This window comes from Yoonia tamlensis (assembly GCF_900115105.1).
Taxonomy (GTDB): domain Bacteria; phylum Pseudomonadota; class Alphaproteobacteria; order Rhodobacterales; family Rhodobacteraceae; genus Yoonia; species Yoonia tamlensis.
This window is the reverse complement of record NZ_FOYP01000003.1, coordinates 78,846-97,862: the sequence shown is the minus strand read 5'-3', so window position 1 is coordinate 97,862 and position 19,017 is coordinate 78,846. Positions and strand designations below refer to the sequence as shown.

The following is a 19,017-nucleotide window of genomic DNA, read 5'->3' as shown; positions in this document are numbered from 1 at the left end:
TGGGGGCCGGTATGGCGAATATTCAGGCCGTCATTTTTGACATCGGCAACGTGCTGATCGAATGGCAACCAGAGCGGTTTTATGACCGCGTGATTGGCGAAGAACGCCGCAAAGCGATGTTTGCCGCGATTGACTTGCACGGGATCAATGATCTGGTCGATCGCGGCCATCATTTCCGCGACACGATTTATGCGGCGGCTGATGAAAACCCCGATTGGGCCGCCGAAGTGCGCATGTGGCATGACAACTGGTCCGAAATGGCGACGCCCGCGATTGATCATTCGGTGCGCCTGTTGCGTGCCTTGCGCGCGGCCAATGTGCCTGTTTTTGCCCTGTCGAATTTCGGCGTGCAGACCTTTGAGATCGCGGAGCCTGTCTATCCGTTCCTGCGCGAGTTCGACCGCCGCTATATTTCGGGCCACATGCAAGAGGTGAAACCAGGTCACCGGATTTACGAGATGGTCGAACAGGATTGCGCTATCGCGCCCGAGGGGCTGCTTTTTGTCGATGACCGTGCTGACAATATCGCCACGGCCGACGCGCGCGGCTGGCAGACACATCTGTTTACGGGTGCGCAAGGCTGGGCGGATCGTTTGGTTGCCGAAAACCTGCTGACACAGGGGGCCGCGCAATGACCGTGATGATCCCATTCGCCGAAGGCGAAGCGCAGCTTGACTGGCTTGCGCTGACCGATGCGCTGGCCGCCGGTCATGAATTGCCCAAGGCGGATGTGGCAGATGTGTTTCTATACGAGGGCGATAATACCCTGCTGAACCGGTCCGCATGGATCGCGGGCATGGGGCTGGCGGTGAAATGCGCGACGATCTTTCCAGGTAACCGCGCGGCAGGCAAACCGATGGTTGGCGGCGCCGTGAACCTGTTCTCAGCCGATGATGGGTCATTGGACGCGATTGTCGATTTCCATCTTGTCACGAAATGGAAAACAGCGGGTGACAGCCTGCTGGCGGCGCGCCGGCTGGCGCGCCCCGACAGCAAGAATATCCTTATTGTCGGCGCAGGCACGGTTGGGCACAGCCTTTATGCAGCCTATGGCGCGGCTTTTGCGGATGCGCAGTTCACCGTCTGGAACAGATCGGCCGCAGGCGCGGCTGCTTTCCAAAAGGCGCACCCTGACGTCACAATTGCGCAAGATCTTGCCGAAGCGGTGCACGCCGCCGATATCGTCACATCGGCCACGATGTCGACCGATCCCCTGATCAAAGGCGAATGGCTGCGCGCTGGCCAACATATTGATCTTATTGGGGCTTACCGCCCCGACATGCGCGAGGCAGATGACCTTGCCTTGCAGCGGTCGCGCATCTTTGTTGACAACTTTGACACAACGCTGGACCATATCGGAGAGCTGAAAATCCCGCTTGCGGCAGGGGCAATCGCCCAAGGGGATGTTGTGGCCGACTATTATGCGCTAAATCGGTTCCAACGCAGCAGTAACGCAGAGATTACACTGTTCAAGAATGGCGGTGGCGCGCATCTTGATCTGATGACGAGCCGCTACATTTTGGCGGCATGGCAGGCACGGGGGGCGATCTCTGGCAATTAACGGGGCAATTGATCATGTGGTACTATTGGGTTCTGGGGGTGCTGGCCGGTCTTGCGATCTTGCCGGTATATCTGGAACGCCGCTGCAAGCCGGTTAGCGATTATGACCGTAGCCAGACCGCCGGTGATCTTGCGCGATTATCGCAGGGGTTGACCCATTACCGCTGGGTTGGTCCGGCACGCGGACCGGTCGCGGTAATTGTGCACGGCATGTCAACGTCTTCGGCATCGATCAGCGGTTTCGCGCAGGGGCTGGGCGAAATGGGCTATCGGGTGCTGGTCTATGACCTTTATGGGCGCGGTTTGTCCGACAATGTGGCAGGCCGTCAGGACCGCGCCTATTTCTTGCGGCAACTGACGGATTTGCTGGCGTTTCACCGGCTGTCCGAAGATATCACGCTTGTCGGTTATTCGATGGGCGGCGCGATTGCGACCGCATATTCTGCGCAAAATCCGCATTGTATCAAACGGCTAATCCTGATTGCGGCCACGGGAGTTGTGACGACTGAGGGACGATTTGCGCGGTTTTGCCGGAAAACGCCTGTGTTGGGCGACTGGCTGCACGCGGTGCTTGCGCGCCGCCGTTTATCAAGGGCGATACCGCGCGTGGGGCCCAGCTCTATGGCAGGCAAGGTTTACGCTTCACAGCGTCTGGAATTGCGCAGGCGCGGGTTTATGCCGTCACTTCTCAAAAGCAGTCGCGGCATGCTTTACGAAGTGCAAGAAAAAGACCACCGCAGGCTGGGCCGCGTTGATGTGCCGACGATTGCGATTTGGGCCGAACATGACCAGATAATCCCTATTCAGGCGCTTGGGGTTTTGGCGCAATGGCACCGCGATATTCACCAAGAGGTCGTCGCAGGTGCCGATCACGCGATGCCTTATACCCATTGTCCGCAACTGCTTCAGGCACTTGTCAGGGCGATGAGACCCTAGGCCGCGGCCACAGCCGTGCGGTTTTCCTTGATTGGCAAATGCACAATCGCGCTGAATGCACCGATCCCGACGCCGACCCACCAGACATGGGTATAGGTGCCGTAAATGTCATAAAGCCGCCCGCCCAGCCACACGCCAAGAAACGACCCGAGCTGGTGTGAAAAGAAGACGATTCCGTAAAGTGTGCCCATATAGCGGATGCCATAAAGATGCGCGACAAGCCCCGATGTCAGCGGCACTGTCGCCAGCCAGAGCGCGCCCATCCCGACCGAGAAAAGGATCACGCTTAGCGGGGTAATCGGCAACAGGATAAACAGCGCTGCGATAATCGTGCGTCCGGTGTAGATGCCCGCCAGCAGGTATTTCTTGGAATACCGGTTGCCAGCCCACCCCGCCAAAAGCGTGCCTGCAATATTTGCCAGCCCGATCAGCGAAATCGCTACCGCGCCGAGACGGCTAGTCGTGGTGATTCCGAGCCCCGCCAGAACCCCGCCCTGATCCAGCGGCCCGCACATTTCGGTCACCAGCGCGGGGAAATGCGCGGTGACAAAGGCAAGCTGATAACCGCAAGAAAAGAAGCCGAGGAAAATCAACGTATAGGACGGGTCTTTGAAGGCGCGGATCAGGATCGTGCCCATGCTTTCTTCTAGCTCGGTCTTGCTGGCGGGCGCGGGGCTGCGCATCATCGGCAAAACCAAAAGCGTTGCCATAATCATGCCCGCAAAGGCCACAAATGTGGCCTGCCACGTCATGAACCCCAGCAAATATTCCGCCAAGGGCGCGCCAAAAACCTGCCCCGCAGATCCGGCAGCCGTGGCGATAGCCAGCGCCATTGACCGGTTTTCTGCCGATGCGGCCCGCCCGACAACGGCAAGAATCACGCCAAATCCGGTGCCCGCAATCCCGAAGCCCACGAGAATTTCGTAAAACTGGTGCGCTTGCGGCGTCGTCGCCCCAGCCGACAGCAGCAATCCGGCCGCGTAAAACAAGGCGCCCATGATGATCGCTTTGCGGTCACCGATTTTTTCGGCGATGGCGCCGAAAATCGGTTGCCCGATCCCCCAAGCCAGATTCTGGATCGCAATCGCAAGGCTGAAATCGGATCGCAGCCAGCCGAATTCCTCGGCAATCGGGATTTGAAATACCCCGAATGACGCGCGGATTGCGAAACCTGTCATGATGATCAGACAACCTGCGATCAGGACGGGGGTGATAAGGGGGGCTTTGTGTTCCATGCGTGCAGTTCGCGTGCGTGGGCGCGTTTTGTCAATTCTTCAATTGTATCGACACGCTTTTCATCGCCGCAGGTGCAGGGTATTGCACGGCTATGACAGTTCAATCAGCCTATCAAACCGCCGTTGATGCGGGCACCCTGACTACGGATGACGCGCAGCTTGCGGTTTTGCCGGAACTTGAACGCGTGCGCGCAGCGCTTGCAACCCCGCTGCCCAAACGCGGCTTGTTCCGCAAAGCCCCGCCACCCACGCCGGGTCTTTATATGTGGGGCGGGGTCGGGCGCGGGAAATCCATGCTGATGGATCTGCTTTATGATCAGGTGGATGCCCCGAAACGGCGCAGCCATTTCCATGCCTTCATGCAATGGGTCCACACCGAAATGACCGAGGCCCGCAAACGTGGCGTTGACGACGCGATTGCCCCAGTGGCCGCAAAATTGGCGGATGAGGTCCGGTTTCTGGCCTTTGATGAAATGCAGATTACCGACATCACCGATGCGATGATTGTCGGCCGCCTGTTCGAGGCGCTTTTTGCGGCGGGTGTCGTTGTTGTTACTACATCCAACCGTCCGCCGGATGATTTGTATAAAAACGGGTTGAACCGGCAGCTGTTCACGCCGTTTATCGCCCTGATCAAAGACCGCATGGTTGTGCATGAATTGGTCAGCGATACCGATTACCGCCAAGACAGGCTTGCCGGCAAGCAAAGCTATTTCACGCCCAATAATGCGGATGCGCGCGCCGCGATTGCAGATATCTGGGACCACCTCAGCAATGGCAAGTCAGCGCCGCTGGTGCTGCATGTCAAAGGTCGCGAAGTTGACCTGCCTGGCTATCACAACGGGGTCGCGCGGGCGAAATTCTATGATCTTTGCGGGCGGTTTTTGGGGGCTGCGGATTATCTTGCACTGGCAGAGGCCGTGCGTGTGCTGATCCTTGAGGATATCCCGACGCTGTCGCGCAGCAATTTCAACGAGGCAAAGCGTTTTGTGACCCTGATCGATGCGCTTTACGAGGCCAAAGTGCAGTTGATCTGTTCGGCCGCCGCCGCGCCGGAATTGCTGTATGTCGAAGGCGAAGGCACGTTCGAATTCGAACGCACTGCAAGCCGTTTGCGCGAAATGCAATCGGCCGATTGGGGCACCTAGAACCGTTCGGCGCGCAGCACTTGGGCGTCTGTTATGCTGACCACGCCAATGTGTTTTTCAACCACCGCAAAGGCCGCATCAAGCAGCGCATCAAGCCGTTCTGGCCGGATCAGACAAACAACGGCGACCATACCGGCCTTGCCGACCTGACCGTCGCGTGACCATTTGCCGGACCGACCAGACCCGCCCAATACGGGCAGGATCGTGAACCCCGTAACCCCCGCCTGCGTCAACGCATTTGTCAGCCTGCGTTCAAGCGGGGCTTCGATGACGATTTCAACACGTTTGGCGATATGGGTCTGCATGTCAGGCTCCGGCGGCGAATTGGGCGGCGGCAAGGTATATCGGGATGCCAAGCGTCAGGTTGAACGGAAAGGTGACCCCCAGCGATAGTGTCAGGTAGATTGACGGGTTTGCTTCGGGCAGGGCGACGCGCATTGCGGCGGGCACGGCGATATAACTGGCCGATGCGGACAGCACCATCAACAGCACAATACCGCCCAGCGACAGGCCGATCAACATGCCAAGCCCAAGTCCGATAGTCGCACCGACCAGTGGCATCACAATTGCGAATGCGACCGCCCCGATGCCCAATACGCCCTTCGACTGGCGCAGCCCGCGCCCTGCAATCAACCCCATATCCAACAGGAACAGGCACAAGACACCTTTGAACGGTGACACGATAAACGCGCTGATTTCAGCCAGCCCCTTTTCGCCCGTGATCGCCCCGATTGCAAAGGCGCCCACCAGCAAAACGATTGATCCGTTCAAAAGGATTTCACGCATCAATTCGGGCTCCATGCGTCCCTGTTTGCCGCTGCGCGCAACCAGCCAGAGCGCGGAAAGGATGGCGGGGGCTTCCATCACGGCGGCGACGGCAACCATATAGCCTTCGGCGGCGATCATCCGGCCTTCCAGCATCGACGTTGCTGCAACAAAGGTTACGATGCTGATTGATCCGTAATGCGCGGCCACGGCGGCCGCATCGGTTTGCGAAAGCCCGGTCATCATCCGCAGCAGCGCAAAAGCAATCAGCGGCAATCCGAACGACAACACCAGCCCCGCCCCGATTGACAATAGCAGCGTTGTGTCGACACCATGCGCGCTGACCGCGACCCCGCCCTTAAAGCCGATTGCAAAAAGCAAATAGATCGACATCCCTTTGGCCACGGCTTCGGGGATGGTCAGGTCGGATCGGGCCAAAGCTGCCAAAAGCCCGAGCGCAAAGCTCAGGATGATGGGAGAGACCAGATTGGTTCCGGCCAGTGCAAAAATTTCGGTCATGTTCAGATGGCGACAAATGCGTCGACGTCAGGGTCGTACCCCTCGAGCGTGCCTTCACCGATATCATTCCAAAGCCCGTGAAGTGATAGCGTGCCTTCCTCGACCGCTTTTTGCACAAAGGGGAATGTCATCAGGTTGTTGAGCGACACCGTGACCGATACTTTTTCCAATGCCCGCGTGCGGGCCTCGTCGTCACCCTCGGGCAGCATGTCATATCCGGGGCGCAAAATATCCATCCAGCGGCCGACAAAGCTGCCTGTTTCTTCCAGTTCGGGAGCATTGCCCGAACACATATCGTAACAACCCGCGACACCACCGCAGCTGGAATGACCCAAAACAACCAGATGCGAAACCTTTAGCGCGGTCACCGCATATTCGACGGCGGCAGATGTGCCGTGCTGGCTGCCGTCGGGCTGAAAGGGCGGCACAAGGTTCGCGATATTGCGGTGGATGAAAAATTCGCCCTGATCGGCACCAAAAATTGACGTCACATGTACGCGGCTGTCGCAGCACGAAATGATCATCGCGCGCGGGCGCTGGCCTTCGTCGGCAAGACGGCGATACCAACCCTTGTTTTCGGCGTGGGTCGTGGCCTTCCAGCCGTGGTAGCGTGTTACCATATATGCGGGAAGAGGGCGGGCGTGTTTCATGGTGGGCTCCGTCGTGATTTTACCTAAACTAGATTGTATATTCCGGAATTTCGAGCGCTTTTTGTGCCTCGCGTAAATCTTCCGGCAACCTTCATGCGCGCATAATGGGGCTATGGAAAACAAACACCCTACGCAGACGCCGGAAACGGACGTTGAAGTAATCATCCTGCGCTGTCCGGACCGGTTGCAGTTTGACGCGGTGCCGTTGCAACGCTTGTTCGCGGCCAAGCCCGCGAACGAGGCAGAGGCAATCATTTGCCGCGTTCTGGAAGACCTTGCGCAGCGTCTGGACGTTTTGCAAAATGGGTTCAATGCAGGCAATCTTGCGATGATGCTGAAACCTTGCCGCAAGATACGCCTGATTGCGGAACAAATCGGGCTGACCGAATTTGCGATTGCCGCCGACCATGTGCAAACCTGCCTGCGCCAAGCAGATGCAACCGCGCTTGCCGCGACGATGGCGCGGCTTGAACGCGCCTTTGACGTCGCCGTTGCCGAAGTGTGGAAATTTCGCCAAAGTTAGGCGCGGCCACTTGCGGTGCTGCCGCAGCAGGGTAATCTGGCGTTTCAACTGACCTTATTGGACGCACCCCATGCTACTGACATTTGCCGCAGATTGCGATGATTCAATACCGCTGAGGGTCGTTGACCATGCAGCGCTTGATGCTGCATTGGCCGATCTTTCGGATGCTGGCCGCGCGTGGGCGCAGGCCCAAGGGTTTACGGCGGCCTTGGGGCAGGTTCTGGCCTTGCCGGACACGCAAGGCGCAATTGCGCAGGTGCTGGTCGGCTACGGAACCGCTAATGCGCGCGCGCGCGGGCGGTTCCATATGGGGGCTGCGGCCGCAAAACTGCCGGCTGGCACCTATAAAATCGTTGCAGGCCTTGCTGGTCCCGATCTGGAAGAGGCGGCGCTGGGCTGGCTGTTGTCCCAATATAAATTTGACCGCTACGCCCCAGCAAAGGCAACCATCGCGCAGCTTATCGCGCCAGAGGGTATCGACGCCGAAAAAACCGCGATCATCGCCAGCGCCGAGGCCCTAACCCGCGATCTGATCAACACACCCGCTTCCGATATGGGCCCGCAAGAGCTCGAGGATGCCGCGCGTGCGCTTTCGGGCGAATACGGTGCAAAAATTGCGGTGATCACGGGCGAAGACCTGCTGACGCAGAATTTTCCGATGATCCACACGGTCGGGCGCGCATCGCGCCGTGCGCCGCGGCTTTTGGATATGCGCTGGGGGGAAACGGGGCCGTTGCTGACGCTGGTGGGCAAGGGCGTGTGTTTTGACACCGGTGGCCTGAACATCAAACCCGGCGCGTCGATGGGGCTGATGAAAAAGGATATGGGCGGCGCGGCCACGGTGCTGGGCCTTGCGCAGATGATCATGGGGCTGGGCCTGCCGGTCCGGTTGCGGGTGCTGATACCCGCTGTTGAAAACAGCATTGATGGCGATGCCTTCCGCCCTCAGGATATCCTGACATCGCGCAAGGGGCTAACGGTTGAAATCAACAACACCGATGCCGAAGGGCGGCTCGTTCTGGCGGATGCGCTAACCTATGCGGATGAAGAAATGCCTGCACTGGTTATTTCGATGGCAACGCTGACAGGGGCCGCGCGGGTGGCTGTCGGCCCTGATATTGCGCCGTTCTATACCGATAGCGACGCGGCGGCTACGGCGCTGGGCATGGCGGCAACAACTGTTGCCGATCCCGTTTGGCGGATGCCGTTTCACACGCCTTATGAAACATTGATCGAACCGGGTGTGGCCGATCTTGATAACGCACCTGGCGGCGGCATGGCAGGAAGCATCACTGCCGCGCTGTTTTTGCGCCGCTTTATCGACAGCCCATATATTCATTTTGATATCTACGGCTGGCAACCTGTGGCGGCGCCTGCGCGCCCCAAAGGCGGGGTCGGGATGGGCGCGCGCGCAATCCTAGCGGCGCTGCCAAAGCTGTTGGACCTATGACCGACCGCCGTCTTTTGGCTGCAAACGGCAGGGTCGCGGCGATGGATCTGGCAGGCAAGGTTGCGGCTGATCGCTATGTCATAGGCCAGCCGATGATGGTGGCGCGCGCCGTTGTCGACCTGTGCCGGACGCCTGACGGGCCGCGTGACCGGCAGCTTTTGCTGGGCGCTGTTGTCACGGTTTTCGAAGAGTGTGACGGCTGGGCGTTTGTGCAATGTGGCAACGGCTATGTCGGCTATGTGCAAGCTGCGCAGCTCGGCCCGCAGATGGATGTGACCCATTTTGTCGGCACAATGGCGACCCATGGCTATTCGGCGGATGATTTCCGGTCCGAAGCGGTTGCGGCTCTGCCGTTTGGGGCGCGTGTCGGGGTCGTGGACGAACGGCGCGATTTCTTTGAAACGACGGCCGGTTTTATCCCCAAAAAACACCTGCGCGCCATTGATCGCCCGTTTCAAGATCCGGTTACGGTCGCGCAGCTGCACTTTGGCGTGCCCTATCTTTGGGGTGGCGATTCGACACGTGGCATTGATTGTTCAGGCCTTGTCGCGGCAAGCCTGTCTGCCTGCGCCATCGCATGTCCGGGTGATAGCGATTTGCAATGCGAAGTGATCGGTACGGATATTCAGGGCGACCTGCGGCGTGGCGATATCGTGTTTTGGCAGGGACACGTAGGCATGATGGTTGACGGCGAAACGATGATCCATGCAAGCGCCACGCCGATGGCCACAGTCTATGAACCACTGGCCAAAGTGACCGCCCGCGTGGCATTTCAAGGACACGGGCAGCCCGTCGCGCGGCGGCGGCTTTAGTGAATTGTTGCGGGTATCGCTTGGCTGTATGCGCGCGACGGCGGCATTTGCTGCAGGATCATCCGCTTGAGCGCGCGGCCAAAGTCCGCAGCGAGAGGCGTGATAAGCGGCGCGATGTCGGCGCGTACGATCAGCGTCGCAATGAGCATGGCGTCCTGATTGTCACCCTCTGCGGCGGTGGTGACGAAGTGCGAAAAGCAGGCTTCGTCAGCGCCCAGACATTTGCAACCCACGGCATGGCGCATCAGCGGGCGCCGGCGATAGCGCGCGCATAGGTCAAATAGGGTCTCCAGATTTTCCATCGCTGTGCGTCCGTGGCGTTCGCCAAGACCCGCAGCCAGATCCTGCCAAACGGCAGTTTGGCCTTCGGGTCCGTCACACCACATCCGGAAATACATAGCGACATAGCGCGTCAGTGGCGGCTGTTCGGATAGCTGGCCCACGGCAGCACCACCGGGATTGGCAGATGGAACCGTCATTTTGTAAGAATCAGTTTTCCGGCGCGTGTGATACGCAGGGTATAGGTCTGGTTGTGCAGTACAATCTGCGCAAGATCGCCGTCTTGGGTCAGCATTTGGGCGTCATAGGTCGGCAGATTTTGCGCGGCTGGCTGTTGCGCGTGCGGAACACTGTGGAAAGACATGTTTTGGTCCTTACGGTGACACGGGGCAAAAGCGATTGGTTGCCTTTGGCCGTTGGATTGTTGAATTGGCTGGCTGTCACGCGAACAGGTGGCTTGATGCTTTGCAATCTAGTCAAAAACGCAAGGGTGAGTCAATCCGACATTTTTAGTCAGGTATATCTAATCGACCACACGGATCAATTTCCGTTCCAGTACCCGCAACACCTGTCGCAGGTCATGCCCGCGCTTGAGCACCTGCCCGTCCATGCCGATCACCGCATATTGGCCCTGCCGCAGGCGCAGCTTTGGGTGTTTTTCGATCCGGTATAACGGGTGTTCGGCTGCACGTCTGAAAACTGAAAAAACAGCCATTTCACGCAGGCAGGAAATGCCATAGTCGCGCCATTCCCCCGCGGCGACCATGCGGCCGTACAGCCCCAATATGACGCTTAGTTCTGTGCGGTGAAATGCGATCTGCGGCGGCTGCAGTGATGTGTCGGGGCTATGTGGTGTCATAACAAATCGTCGCGCCGATAGGGATCAAAATCAAGCCCTGATGATTCGCGCCTTGCTAGCGCCGTAATATCGCCGCAGGGCCAGCACAGGTCTTACCTATTCGGGCCACAACCGCGTGCAAGCGTTTCGCATAGCATATTGCTACCCCGGTGTCGCGGCCAATTGCCCCCACCTCGATCGCGATGCCGGGGAATAATTTCCAGATAGAAACCGTTAGCCGCAGGTAATCGCCACAATTTTTTCCTGCGCGTCGATCTTGAAATTTATGCGGTCTTCACGAAAATCCATCGTGACCATATCGTCGGGCCGTATGACCCTGACCATGCCCAAAATCAGAACCCGTTCCAAGGCGGTGGCGTCCCGCCCAATCAAATGCGCGCGTTGGTTTGCGCCACAAGTGTCGTCTTGGACCGCAGGCAGGTCCGGCAGCGTGGATGCGCAGGCGCAAAGCATCAGGAAAGGCAGGGCATATTTCATAGCGGGATCATGCGGCAATTGGCCAAGCCCGTGCAAGCCGAAACAATCGCAGCGTTGCAGTTCCGGCAATTTTCGCAGATCGTTGTCGCAAGCAAAGGGAGTTGGAAAATGCGAACACGTGCAGCAGTGGCAATGGCAGCGGGGCAACCGCTTGAAGTCATGGAAGTGAACCTAGAAGGCCCGCGCGCGGGCGAGGTTCTGGTTGAAATAAAGGCAACAGGCCTGTGCCATACGGATGAATTCACCCGCTCTGGTGATGATCCCGAGGGCATTTTTCCCGCAATTCTGGGCCACGAGGGCGCTGGTGTTGTGATTGAAGTCGGCGAAGGTGTGACCACATTGGAAGTTGGCGATCACGTGATCCCGCTTTACACGCCTGAATGCCGCGAATGCGAATATTGTCTGAACCCGAAAACGAACCTGTGCCAGAAAATCCGATCCACCCAAGGCGCTGGGCTTTTGCCCGACGGATCGACACGGTTTTCGATGCTGGATGGCACGCCGATCCATCACTACATGGGCTGTTCGACCTTTGCCAACCACACGGTTGTGCCTGAAATCGCGCTGGCCAAGGTGCGTAAGGACGCGCCGTTTGACAAGATTTGCTATATCGGCTGCGGCGTGACCACGGGAATCGGGGCGGTTATTAACACGGCCAAGGTCGAAATCGGCAGCCGCGCGATTGTGTTCGGGCTTGGCGGCATTGGCCTGAACGTGCTTCAAGGCCTGCGGCTTGCGGGTGCGGATCAGATCGTCGGTGTCGATATGAATGATGGCAAAGAAGAAATGGGCCGTCACTTTGGCATGACCGATTTTGTGAACCCGTCCAAAGTTGACGGCGATCTGGTCGCCCATCTGGTTGAACTGACCGGCGGCGGCGCGGATTACACTTTTGATGCCACTGGCAATGTGGGCGTGATGCGCACAGCGCTTGAAGCCGCGCACAAAGGCTGGGGCGAAAGCATTATCATCGGGGTCGCCCCAGCGGGCGCCGAGATTTCAACACGCCCGTTCCAGCTGGTCACGGGCCGCAGCTGGCGCGGGACAGCATTTGGTGGCGCAAAAGGCCGGACCGATGTGCCTAAAATCGTTGACTGGTACATGAGCGGCAAGATCGAGATCGACCCGATGATCACGCATAAATTGAAACTTGAAGACATCAATGAAGGCTTTGAGTTGATGCACGCCGGCAAATCAATTAGGGCGGTTGTTGAATACTAACACTCGTAAGACTACCTTAGCGCGAGATTTGATTATGGCGAATGACAAGCCGCTTTTGGCGGTGTTGATTGATGGCGACAATGTACCAGCAAAGCATGCAACCGCCATTTTCGAGGAGCTCGCTTCATTTGGCGAAGCTGCGGTGCGCCGTATTTATGGCGACTCCACAAGCTCACACCTTGATGGGTGGCGTAAATTGTTTAGCAAATATGCAATTCAACCAGTGGATACGCCAGCATATACGGCTAGGAAAAACTCGTCGGATATGGCGCTGGCGATTGATGCGATGGAACTTTTCCATACGGGACGATTCAATGGGTTTGTAATTGTTAGCTCGGATAGCGATTTTACTCGTCTTGCGAGCAAACTTAGAGAGGATGGGTCGGATGTCTATGGTATTGGAGATCAAAATACTAATGAGGCATTCCGAAACGCTTGCAACCGGTTTCTTTATCTCGAAACGTTAGGCGATGACGGCGATTGTGTCAGTCAGGCTTCGGCGAGCGCGATACAAAATTCGCCAACCTCGAATGGAACCGCAGGAACTGCAAATATGATGCCGCAAACGAAGGCGGTGCCATTGGTTTTGAAGGCAATGAAAAGTATTGATCCAGAACTCACTTGGTATCAGCTTGGGCATGTTGGAAATGTAATAGTTCGTGCCAATCCAGATTTTGATCCACGCAACTATGGTCATAAAACGCTAAGTGAACTTGTCACAAAAACGGGCGCATTTGAAATACGGAAACAAGACGGATGCGATGCCGAGATTCGGCGAAGGCGCTAAACCCCATAGCGCGCCAAAAACACATCCACCGCGCCTTTGGCGATCCGGTGCTTTTCGGCATCTGTAAAGCTGTCATCAATGCTGAACATCATACGCGGGAACAGGTCGGCGCGGCAGAGTTCGTTGAATTGGTCAGCGGCAAGCGCGCGGTCTTCGATGACCAGATCGCCATTCGCTATTGCGAGGTCAAAATACGCGACCATGCGGTCACGTACCAGCATCGGGCCGCTTTCATAGAACTGGCGGCCAAGTTCGGGAAACCGGCCACCTTCACCGACGCAAACCCGAAAAATACGCATGCCGAATTCGGATGTTATGAAATCCCCGATTTCGCGGGCGGCGTGATACAGCACTTCGGCGACTGGCGCGTTCATGTCGATTGTTTCGATCGCGCGATCCGCCTGCGTGCAGCATTCGGCCTTGCACACTTCGAGGAATAGAAAGCGTTTGTCAGGGAAATAGCTATATAGCGTGGCCTTCGAGACCCCCGCAGCCTTGGCGATTTCATCGACAGAGGCACCTTCGAACCCGTCCGCCAAAAACACCGATCGCGCACCTGCAAGCACTTGATCGAATTTGCGGCCTTTTTTGGGTTCAATGGCGCCGTCGGGCATGGGGGTCGCTCCTCTTGGGGACCTCTACCATAAACTGACCTGTTCAGTTCAGGCAAGTGTGACGTCACGCTGCCCCTATTTTGCGGGGGCAGGGCAGGCCGCTGTATCAAGCCGGATCAGGTCAACGCAGGATTGATCCACGACAGGTGCTGCGGGTTTGGACGGGTAGGTCAGCAGGGGCAGGTTCACCGCATAGGATTGCGCAAAGGCAGGCGCGGCAAATGTTGTGGCAATGATAATGGCAAGGGCTGTGCGGTACATTGTGGTCTCCAATTTTGAATACAAAATAGAACTAAACTGTTTAGTTTATATTTCAAGTAGAAACTGAACCGACCTGTTCAGTTTTTACTGTTGACTGCACGAATTTGAAGAATAAATTAGAATCATTCTAATTTGGAGCCCCGCGATGATCCCCGGAATTGCCAGCCGCCGTCGTTTTAAGGATTTGTCAGAACAAGAAATACTCGCGCTTGCGATTTCATCAGAGGAGGACGACGCGCGCATCTACCGCAGCTATGCCAGCCACCTGCGTGCGGATTATCCTGCCTCTGCTGCGGTGTTTGATGGCATGGCCGCCGAAGAAGACGTGCATCGCCGCCAGTTGGTTGACTTGCACAAGGCACGGTTCGGCGATGTGATTCCGCTGATCCGGCGCGAACATGTGTCGGGGTTTTACGCGCGCAGCCCAGTCTGGCTGGTCGAAAATCTGGGGCTTGAACGTATCCGCGATCAAGCCGCGCAGATGGAACGCGATGCCGAACGGTTCTACCTGATGGCCGCATCAAAAACCGGTGATGCGGCAACGCGCAAACTGTTGGGTGATCTGGCCGCCGCTGAAGCCGGACATGCAGGTACCGCCGATACACTGACCGAAGAACATTTGGGTGACGCCGAAAAAACCGCCGAAGAAACCGCCGCCCACCGCCAGTTTGTGCTGACATGGGTGCAGCCGGGACTTGCGGGGCTAATGGATGGCTCGGTGTCGACGTTGGCCCCGATTTTTGCCGTGGCCTTTGCAACCCAAGACACATGGACCACTTTTTTGGTCGGGCTTGCCGCATCGGTGGGCGCGGGCATTTCGATGGGCTTTACCGAGGCCGCGTCGGACGACGGGCAGCTTTCGGGGCGCGGTTCGCCGATCAAACGCGGCATCGCGGCGGGTGTGATGACAACGCTTGGCGGGCTGGGCCATGCGATGCCCTATCTGATCCCTGATTTCTGGACCGCCACAATCATCGCGTTGATCGTTGTGTTTGTTGAACTCTGGGCCATCGCGTGGATCCAAAACCGTTATATGAACACCCCATTTTGGCGGGCGACATTTCAGGTCGTGCTTGGCGGTGCCTTGGTGTTTGCCGCAGGGGCGCTGATTGGGTCGGGCTAGACGTCGCGGACCATGATCGTGGCCGCGTTGAACCCAAAGATATAGCGCAAAAGCCCCATTTTATGGGTTTCCAGTTCGCGGAACCCTTCTTGCAAATAAAGCGCGCGGGCACGCGGATTGGTATCGACCACATCCAGCCGTATCTGGCGGTAACCGCGCCGCTTGGCCTCGGCGCTGATTTCATTCAACAGCGCGGTGCCGACCCCCTTGCCGCGCGCCTCGTGCGCGACAAACAGCCCGTCCATCAAGAACCGCTCATTTTCCGTGCCGCGTTCCAGCGCACCCATCAGCCAAACCCGGATCGCGGCCCCGACCCAGCCGTAAACCCTGCGAATATCGGTGAAAGTGCCGCCGACAAGCGCGCCTTGTGCCGTCTTGAACCCGGCCACCCCGATAAGCCGCCCTTGGGCATCATGCGCGCAAATTCCGTGATCCGACCGCATCACCCGGTTAATATAGATCAGCGCGCGATATTTTGGCCCCATCGTAAACCCGAGTTTTTTGCCGAATGCCTCCCAATAAAGGGCGGCGGCCTCGCCACGGCTGGCGTCGGGGATACCCACAGTAATTTTCATAGCGCATAGTTTCCGAAAGGGATGAACCGAACCAAATCGCCCGGGCTGACCTTTTGCGCGGGATCGTCCAATTCGACAAGCCCTGTCGCCCAACTTAATCCCGAAACCCGCCCTGATCCTTCGGAAGGGAACACATGTACCTTGCCGTCATCAACCCGTGCGCGCAGATATTCGCGGCGGCCCGCTTTTTTGGATTTTTCAAATGCTGCAGGCAGCAAATAGCCTTCGGTCTGCGCCCATGTTCCGCCTGCCAGTTGGCGCAGCGCCGGCCGCGCAAAGACCAGCGCGCAAACCATTGCCGCGACGGGATTGCCGGGCAGGCCGATCACCGGCCGATCCCCCCAAAGCCCGAGCGCCAAAGGCCGCCCCGGTTTCATCGCGATCCGCCAAAGCGCAAATGATCCGGTGCCTTCCAGCAGCGCCGACATATGGTCCTCATCCCCCGCAGAAGCCCCGCCAGAGCTGATAATCACATCGCAGCGCTTCGCCGCATCATCAAGAATATTGCGCAGCTTGGCGCGGTTATCGGGCGCGCGACCCAGATCAACAACCGCATGGCCCCATCCAGCCACCAACGCGCAAAGCATGGGGCGGTTGGCGTCAAAAATCTGCCCGTCATCAGCAGTTGTGCCCGGGTCGCGTAATTCATCCCCGGTTGATAAAATGCCCACAGCCAAGCGTTTATGCACAGACACCTGCCCCACGCCGGCGGCGGCCATCGTGCCGATATCTGCGGGGGTTATTCTGCGCCCCAGTGTCAGGATCACATCGCCTTTGCGCATATCTTCGCCCGCATCACGCGCGTTTGCGCCGCGCTTTAGCGGGCCGTTGAACCGGATATTGTTTGCGGCAAGTTGCACGTCTTCTTGCAAAATCACGGTGTCGACCCCTTGGGGCAGGTTGGCCCCCGTCAAAATGCGGATCGCGCTGCCTGCGGGCACCGGATGCGAATAGGGTTGCCCCGCCGCCGACCGCCCCGCAACAAGCGACAGGTTTTGCGGCCCTTCCGGCATTGGCCCCGCAAAACCATAGCCGTCAACAGCAGAATTGGGCGCAGGCGGGTGCGCGCGCGCAGCTTGCACGTCGGCGGCTAATATCCGGTTTGCGGCCTGCGCAATCGGCAGATATTGGGTTTGTGTGACGGGGCCAAGATGGCTGCGCAAATGCGCAAGCGCTGTGTCGACTGGTGTCCAATGCACGCCTTGCGGCATGGCAAAACAATCATTGCGCAGCGATGGCGGGGGTAGGGCCGCGCGCAATATTTCCGCGCGTCCCGCGCCAAGCACCCAGCCTTCTGGCGTTGCGTCGATATCCATCAATGCGGCCATTTTGTCAGGGGATAGCGCCGAAAACGCGCGCGCATAAAGCATAACCTGCGCCGCGTCCTTGATGGTATCGCGCGACGCGTCAATCAGGTCGGGCAGCTGCGAGAAATAGGTTTCCGCCAAGACGATCTGCGCGTCCACTGGTTGAAACGGCCAGACACAAAGGTCAGCGCCAAAGTGGTGCCTCAGCCGCGATAGGGTGGGCAGGCCCATGATGACCTGCCCCCCAACCGCGCCAGCGCCCGCCAATTGCCAAGGTGAAAAGCTGCCCGCGACCGCCAAATCGGCGCTGCGTTTTTCGGGCAACCCGTGGTCTTTGCGGGCGTTACCCTTGCGCGGCAGGCCCGCAATATCGCGCTGCAATCCGTTGAACCAAAACGGTCCCGTGCCGAGGAATTGCGCATTGATTTGCGCGGCAAGATCAAAGCGGTTGTTGGCATCCGGTGCATCCTCGACGCGCGCTGCAAACCAGTCCCAAAGCGCGAGCGTATCCTCTGACCCGATCAGCTGCGTGGCAAAGCCGTCAGGGTAGGCAAAGCACAGATCGAAGGTCACCAGAACCCGCAGGCCTTGGTCGCGCAGGTCGGTTAATGTATCGATCAGCCAGCGTTCGGCGACCTGCCGGTTGCGCAGATAGACGGGGTCCTGCGCTGCGCCACCACTGCCGATTGCTGCCCAGATCGCGTCTTTTTTGGGGGTGGCACCGCGGTCATTGCCGCCGGACCAATCCACGGTGACAACGCGGTCGAATTTCATAGCCTTACCTCGGTGAGGATGAAATCGGCGATGGCTTTTGTATCATCGAGATCAAAAAGCTGCCGGTCGATAGTCAGGGGCATATCTGCGGCGACCGCGCGAACGGTCGGATCATCGGGCGCGATCAGCGGGTTACCTGCGGCAGCGCGGTAGGCTTCGACCTTTGGGTGATCGCCGCGCTTGTAGCCTTCGATCAGGACAAGATCGACGGGCGCGAGCTGCGCCAGCAAATCGGCCAAGGGTGGTTCCGGCTGCACGCGCAATTCCGTCATCAATGCCCAGCGCGATTTTGATGCCAAAAGCACCTGCTGCGCGCCCGCCTTGCGGTGGCGGTAGCTGTCCTTGTCTGGCTGATCGACGTCAAAACTGTGATGCGCATGTTTGATAGTAGACACGCGCAAGCCCCGCCCGCTGATTTCCGTCACGAGCCGTTCCATCAGCCCCGTTTTGCCCGCGTTCTTATAGCCAACCACGCCGTAGATTTTCATAGCATTGCCTGCGCGCCTGCCAGATCTTCGGGCGTGTTGACGTTGAAAAAGGCCATGTCATCGGGAAAATTTGCGGTGGCCGCGCCGTGCTCATCTGTCCAAAGCACAACCTTGCGTAACCCGCCATTGAGCGCGGCGCGCAGATCATCGCGCAGGGCTGTGGGCCAGAGGCCAAAGGTCGGCTGCCGCCCGCCGGGGCTTGCGGCCAGCGCCAGATCCGTGCCTGCGTTTTCTGCCGCCAGCATCAGTTGCGGCACCAGATCGCATGGAAAAAATGGCGTATCGGCAGCGGCGGTGACGATATGGCTGGCGCCTTGGCTGGCGGCCCAGTCCAGCCCCGCCAGAACGCCCGAAAGCGGGCCGGCAAAGCCTGTGATGCTATCCGCGATGACCGGCAGGCCAAACGGCGCAAACCGGGCCGCATCGCCGTTCGCGTTTAGCGCCAGACCAGCCGTTTGCGGTGCAAACCTGTCAATCACATGTGACAGGATTGTCCCGCCCCCAAGCGGCAAAAGCGCCTTATCGCCGCCGCCCATACGGCTGGCCTGCCCACCCGCAAGGATCACGCCCAAAGGTTGGATCATATGCGCCCCCCGTCTGCGACGCGGGGCGTCCGCCTCCGGCGGGAGTATTTCGGGCAAGATGATATGGGGG

At 58.4% G+C, this 19,017-nt stretch carries 24 protein-coding genes; 10 read left to right on the top strand and 14 right to left on the bottom strand.

Going from position 1 to position 19,017, the window contains the following annotated elements; translation table 11 throughout:
- Window positions 1-11 precede the first annotated feature (11 nt).
- From BM320_RS15345 to BM320_RS15335, 3 genes are read left to right on the top strand one after another with little or no spacing between them, the layout of a single operon-like run.
- On the top strand, window positions 12-635 hold the full coding sequence (locus BM320_RS15345) for an HAD family hydrolase (RefSeq protein WP_090201818.1): 624 nt from the start codon (window positions 12-14) through the stop codon (window positions 633-635).
- The gene (locus BM320_RS15340) at window positions 632-1,561 is read left to right on the top strand and encodes an ornithine cyclodeaminase family protein (protein ID WP_090201687.1); all 930 of its coding nucleotides are present in this window, start codon (window positions 632-634) and stop codon (window positions 1,559-1,561) included. Before BM320_RS15345 ends, BM320_RS15340 begins: the two co-directional genes overlap by 4 nt.
- A gap of 14 nt (window positions 1,562-1,575) precedes the next feature.
- Complete coding sequence (locus BM320_RS15335; RefSeq protein ID WP_090201686.1) at window positions 1,576-2,496, top strand: alpha/beta fold hydrolase; 921 nt, start codon at window positions 1,576-1,578, stop codon at window positions 2,494-2,496.
- Here the strand turns inward: BM320_RS15335 and BM320_RS15330 are convergent.
- Complete coding sequence (locus BM320_RS15330; RefSeq protein ID WP_090201685.1) at window positions 2,493-3,731, bottom strand: MFS transporter; 1,239 nt, start codon at window positions 3,729-3,731, stop codon at window positions 2,493-2,495. The two genes, BM320_RS15335 and BM320_RS15330, sit on opposite strands and share 4 nt — an antisense overlap.
- 92 nt (window positions 3,732-3,823) lie before the next feature.
- Here BM320_RS15330 and zapE point away from each other — a divergent pair, with 92 nt between their 5' ends.
- Window positions 3,824-4,879 carry a cell division protein ZapE gene (zapE, locus tag BM320_RS15325; RefSeq protein ID WP_090201817.1) on the top strand — a complete coding sequence of 352 codons (1,056 nt, stop codon included), beginning with the start codon at window positions 3,824-3,826 and terminating at the stop codon, window positions 4,877-4,879.
- Here zapE and BM320_RS15320 read toward each other — a convergent pair.
- From BM320_RS15320 to BM320_RS15310, 3 genes are read right to left on the bottom strand one after another with little or no spacing between them, the layout of a single operon-like run.
- Window positions 4,876-5,184 (bottom strand): P-II family nitrogen regulator, encoded by a 309-nt coding sequence (locus BM320_RS15320; protein ID WP_090201684.1) that lies wholly within the window; start codon window positions 5,182-5,184, stop codon window positions 4,876-4,878. The two genes, zapE and BM320_RS15320, sit on opposite strands and share 4 nt — an antisense overlap.
- Window position 5,185: 1 nt before the next feature.
- On the bottom strand, window positions 5,186-6,163 hold the full coding sequence (locus BM320_RS15315) for a sodium-dependent bicarbonate transport family permease (protein WP_090201683.1): 978 nt from the start codon (window positions 6,161-6,163) through the stop codon (window positions 5,186-5,188).
- 2 nt (window positions 6,164-6,165) lie between these two features.
- Window positions 6,166-6,813, bottom strand: a complete 648-nt coding sequence (locus BM320_RS15310) for a carbonic anhydrase (protein ID WP_090201682.1) — start codon at window positions 6,811-6,813, stop codon at window positions 6,166-6,168.
- 112 nt (window positions 6,814-6,925) lie between these two features.
- On the opposite strand from BM320_RS15310, the gene BM320_RS15305 reads away from it, so the two are divergent.
- The 3 genes from BM320_RS15305 (at window position 6,926) to BM320_RS15295 (ending at window position 9,598) form a co-directional block, all read left to right on the top strand.
- Window positions 6,926-7,336: a hypothetical protein gene (locus BM320_RS15305; protein ID WP_090201681.1), complete on the top strand. Its 411-nt coding sequence runs from the start codon at window positions 6,926-6,928 to the stop codon at window positions 7,334-7,336.
- A gap of 70 nt (window positions 7,337-7,406) precedes the next feature.
- A complete protein-coding gene (locus BM320_RS15300; protein WP_090201680.1) occupies window positions 7,407-8,786 on the top strand; it encodes a leucyl aminopeptidase family protein in 1,380 nt (459 codons plus the stop codon).
- On the top strand, window positions 8,783-9,598 hold the full coding sequence (locus BM320_RS15295) for a C40 family peptidase (RefSeq protein WP_090201679.1): 816 nt from the start codon (window positions 8,783-8,785) through the stop codon (window positions 9,596-9,598). Before BM320_RS15300 ends, BM320_RS15295 begins: the two co-directional genes overlap by 4 nt.
- Here BM320_RS15295 and BM320_RS15290 read toward each other — a convergent pair.
- The 4 genes from BM320_RS15290 to BM320_RS15275 form a co-directional block, all read right to left on the bottom strand.
- The gene (locus tag BM320_RS15290; protein WP_090201678.1) at window positions 9,595-10,077 is read right to left on the bottom strand and encodes a hypothetical protein; all 483 of its coding nucleotides are present in this window, start codon (window positions 10,075-10,077) and stop codon (window positions 9,595-9,597) included. The two genes, BM320_RS15295 and BM320_RS15290, sit on opposite strands and share 4 nt — an antisense overlap.
- Window positions 10,074-10,241 carry a hemin uptake protein HemP gene (hemP, locus tag BM320_RS15285; RefSeq protein WP_090201677.1) on the bottom strand — a complete coding sequence of 56 codons (168 nt, stop codon included), beginning with the start codon at window positions 10,239-10,241 and terminating at the stop codon, window positions 10,074-10,076. The genes BM320_RS15290 and hemP overlap by 4 nt, the downstream gene beginning before the upstream one ends.
- A 159-nt stretch (window positions 10,242-10,400) precedes the next feature.
- Window positions 10,401-10,736 carry a DUF2794 domain-containing protein gene (locus tag BM320_RS15280; RefSeq protein WP_090201676.1) on the bottom strand — a complete coding sequence of 112 codons (336 nt, stop codon included), beginning with the start codon at window positions 10,734-10,736 and terminating at the stop codon, window positions 10,401-10,403.
- Window positions 10,737-10,949: 213 nt separating this feature from the next.
- Window positions 10,950-11,213, bottom strand: coding sequence for an I78 family peptidase inhibitor (locus BM320_RS15275; protein WP_090201675.1), 264 nt, complete (start codon window positions 11,211-11,213; stop codon window positions 10,950-10,952).
- Between the two features lie 108 nt (window positions 11,214-11,321).
- On the opposite strand from BM320_RS15275, the gene BM320_RS15270 reads away from it, so the two are divergent.
- Window positions 11,322-12,434, top strand: coding sequence for an S-(hydroxymethyl)glutathione dehydrogenase/class III alcohol dehydrogenase (locus BM320_RS15270; RefSeq protein ID WP_090201816.1), 1,113 nt, complete (start codon window positions 11,322-11,324; stop codon window positions 12,432-12,434).
- 34 nt (window positions 12,435-12,468) lie between these two features.
- Window positions 12,469-13,221 carry an NYN domain-containing protein gene (locus BM320_RS15265; protein WP_090201674.1) on the top strand — a complete coding sequence of 251 codons (753 nt, stop codon included), beginning with the start codon at window positions 12,469-12,471 and terminating at the stop codon, window positions 13,219-13,221.
- On the opposite strand, the gene BM320_RS15260 is transcribed toward BM320_RS15265, so the two are convergent.
- Together BM320_RS15260 and BM320_RS15255 are read right to left on the bottom strand one after the other, a co-directional pair.
- Window positions 13,218-13,835, bottom strand: coding sequence for a TetR/AcrR family transcriptional regulator (locus BM320_RS15260; protein ID WP_090201673.1), 618 nt, complete (start codon window positions 13,833-13,835; stop codon window positions 13,218-13,220). The two genes, BM320_RS15265 and BM320_RS15260, sit on opposite strands and share 4 nt — an antisense overlap.
- Before the next feature lie 75 nt (window positions 13,836-13,910).
- Window positions 13,911-14,096, bottom strand: a complete 186-nt coding sequence (locus BM320_RS15255; RefSeq protein WP_090201672.1) for a hypothetical protein — start codon at window positions 14,094-14,096, stop codon at window positions 13,911-13,913.
- 145 nt (window positions 14,097-14,241) lie between these two features.
- Here BM320_RS15255 and mbfA point away from each other — a divergent pair, with 145 nt between their 5' ends.
- Window positions 14,242-15,219 carry an iron exporter MbfA gene (gene mbfA, locus BM320_RS15250; RefSeq protein ID WP_090201671.1) on the top strand — a complete coding sequence of 326 codons (978 nt, stop codon included), beginning with the start codon at window positions 14,242-14,244 and terminating at the stop codon, window positions 15,217-15,219.
- On the opposite strand, the gene BM320_RS15245 is transcribed toward mbfA, so the two are convergent.
- The 4 genes from BM320_RS15245 to mobA are packed head-to-tail and all read right to left on the bottom strand — an operon-like array spanning window position 15,216 to window position 18,947.
- On the bottom strand, window positions 15,216-15,794 hold the full coding sequence (locus BM320_RS15245; RefSeq protein ID WP_090201670.1) for a GNAT family N-acetyltransferase: 579 nt from the start codon (window positions 15,792-15,794) through the stop codon (window positions 15,216-15,218). The genes mbfA and BM320_RS15245 overlap by 4 nt on opposite strands.
- The gene (locus BM320_RS15240; RefSeq protein WP_090201669.1) at window positions 15,791-17,875 is read right to left on the bottom strand and encodes a molybdopterin-binding protein; all 2,085 of its coding nucleotides are present in this window, start codon (window positions 17,873-17,875) and stop codon (window positions 15,791-15,793) included. The genes BM320_RS15245 and BM320_RS15240 overlap by 4 nt, the downstream gene beginning before the upstream one ends.
- A complete protein-coding gene (gene mobB / locus BM320_RS15235) occupies window positions 17,872-18,363 on the bottom strand; it encodes a molybdopterin-guanine dinucleotide biosynthesis protein B (RefSeq protein ID WP_090201668.1) in 492 nt (163 codons plus the stop codon). The genes BM320_RS15240 and mobB overlap by 4 nt, the downstream gene beginning before the upstream one ends.
- On the bottom strand, window positions 18,360-18,947 hold the full coding sequence (gene mobA / locus BM320_RS15230) for a molybdenum cofactor guanylyltransferase MobA (protein WP_090201667.1): 588 nt from the start codon (window positions 18,945-18,947) through the stop codon (window positions 18,360-18,362). Before mobA ends, mobB begins: the two co-directional genes overlap by 4 nt.
- Between the last annotated feature and the right edge of the window lie 70 nt (window positions 18,948-19,017).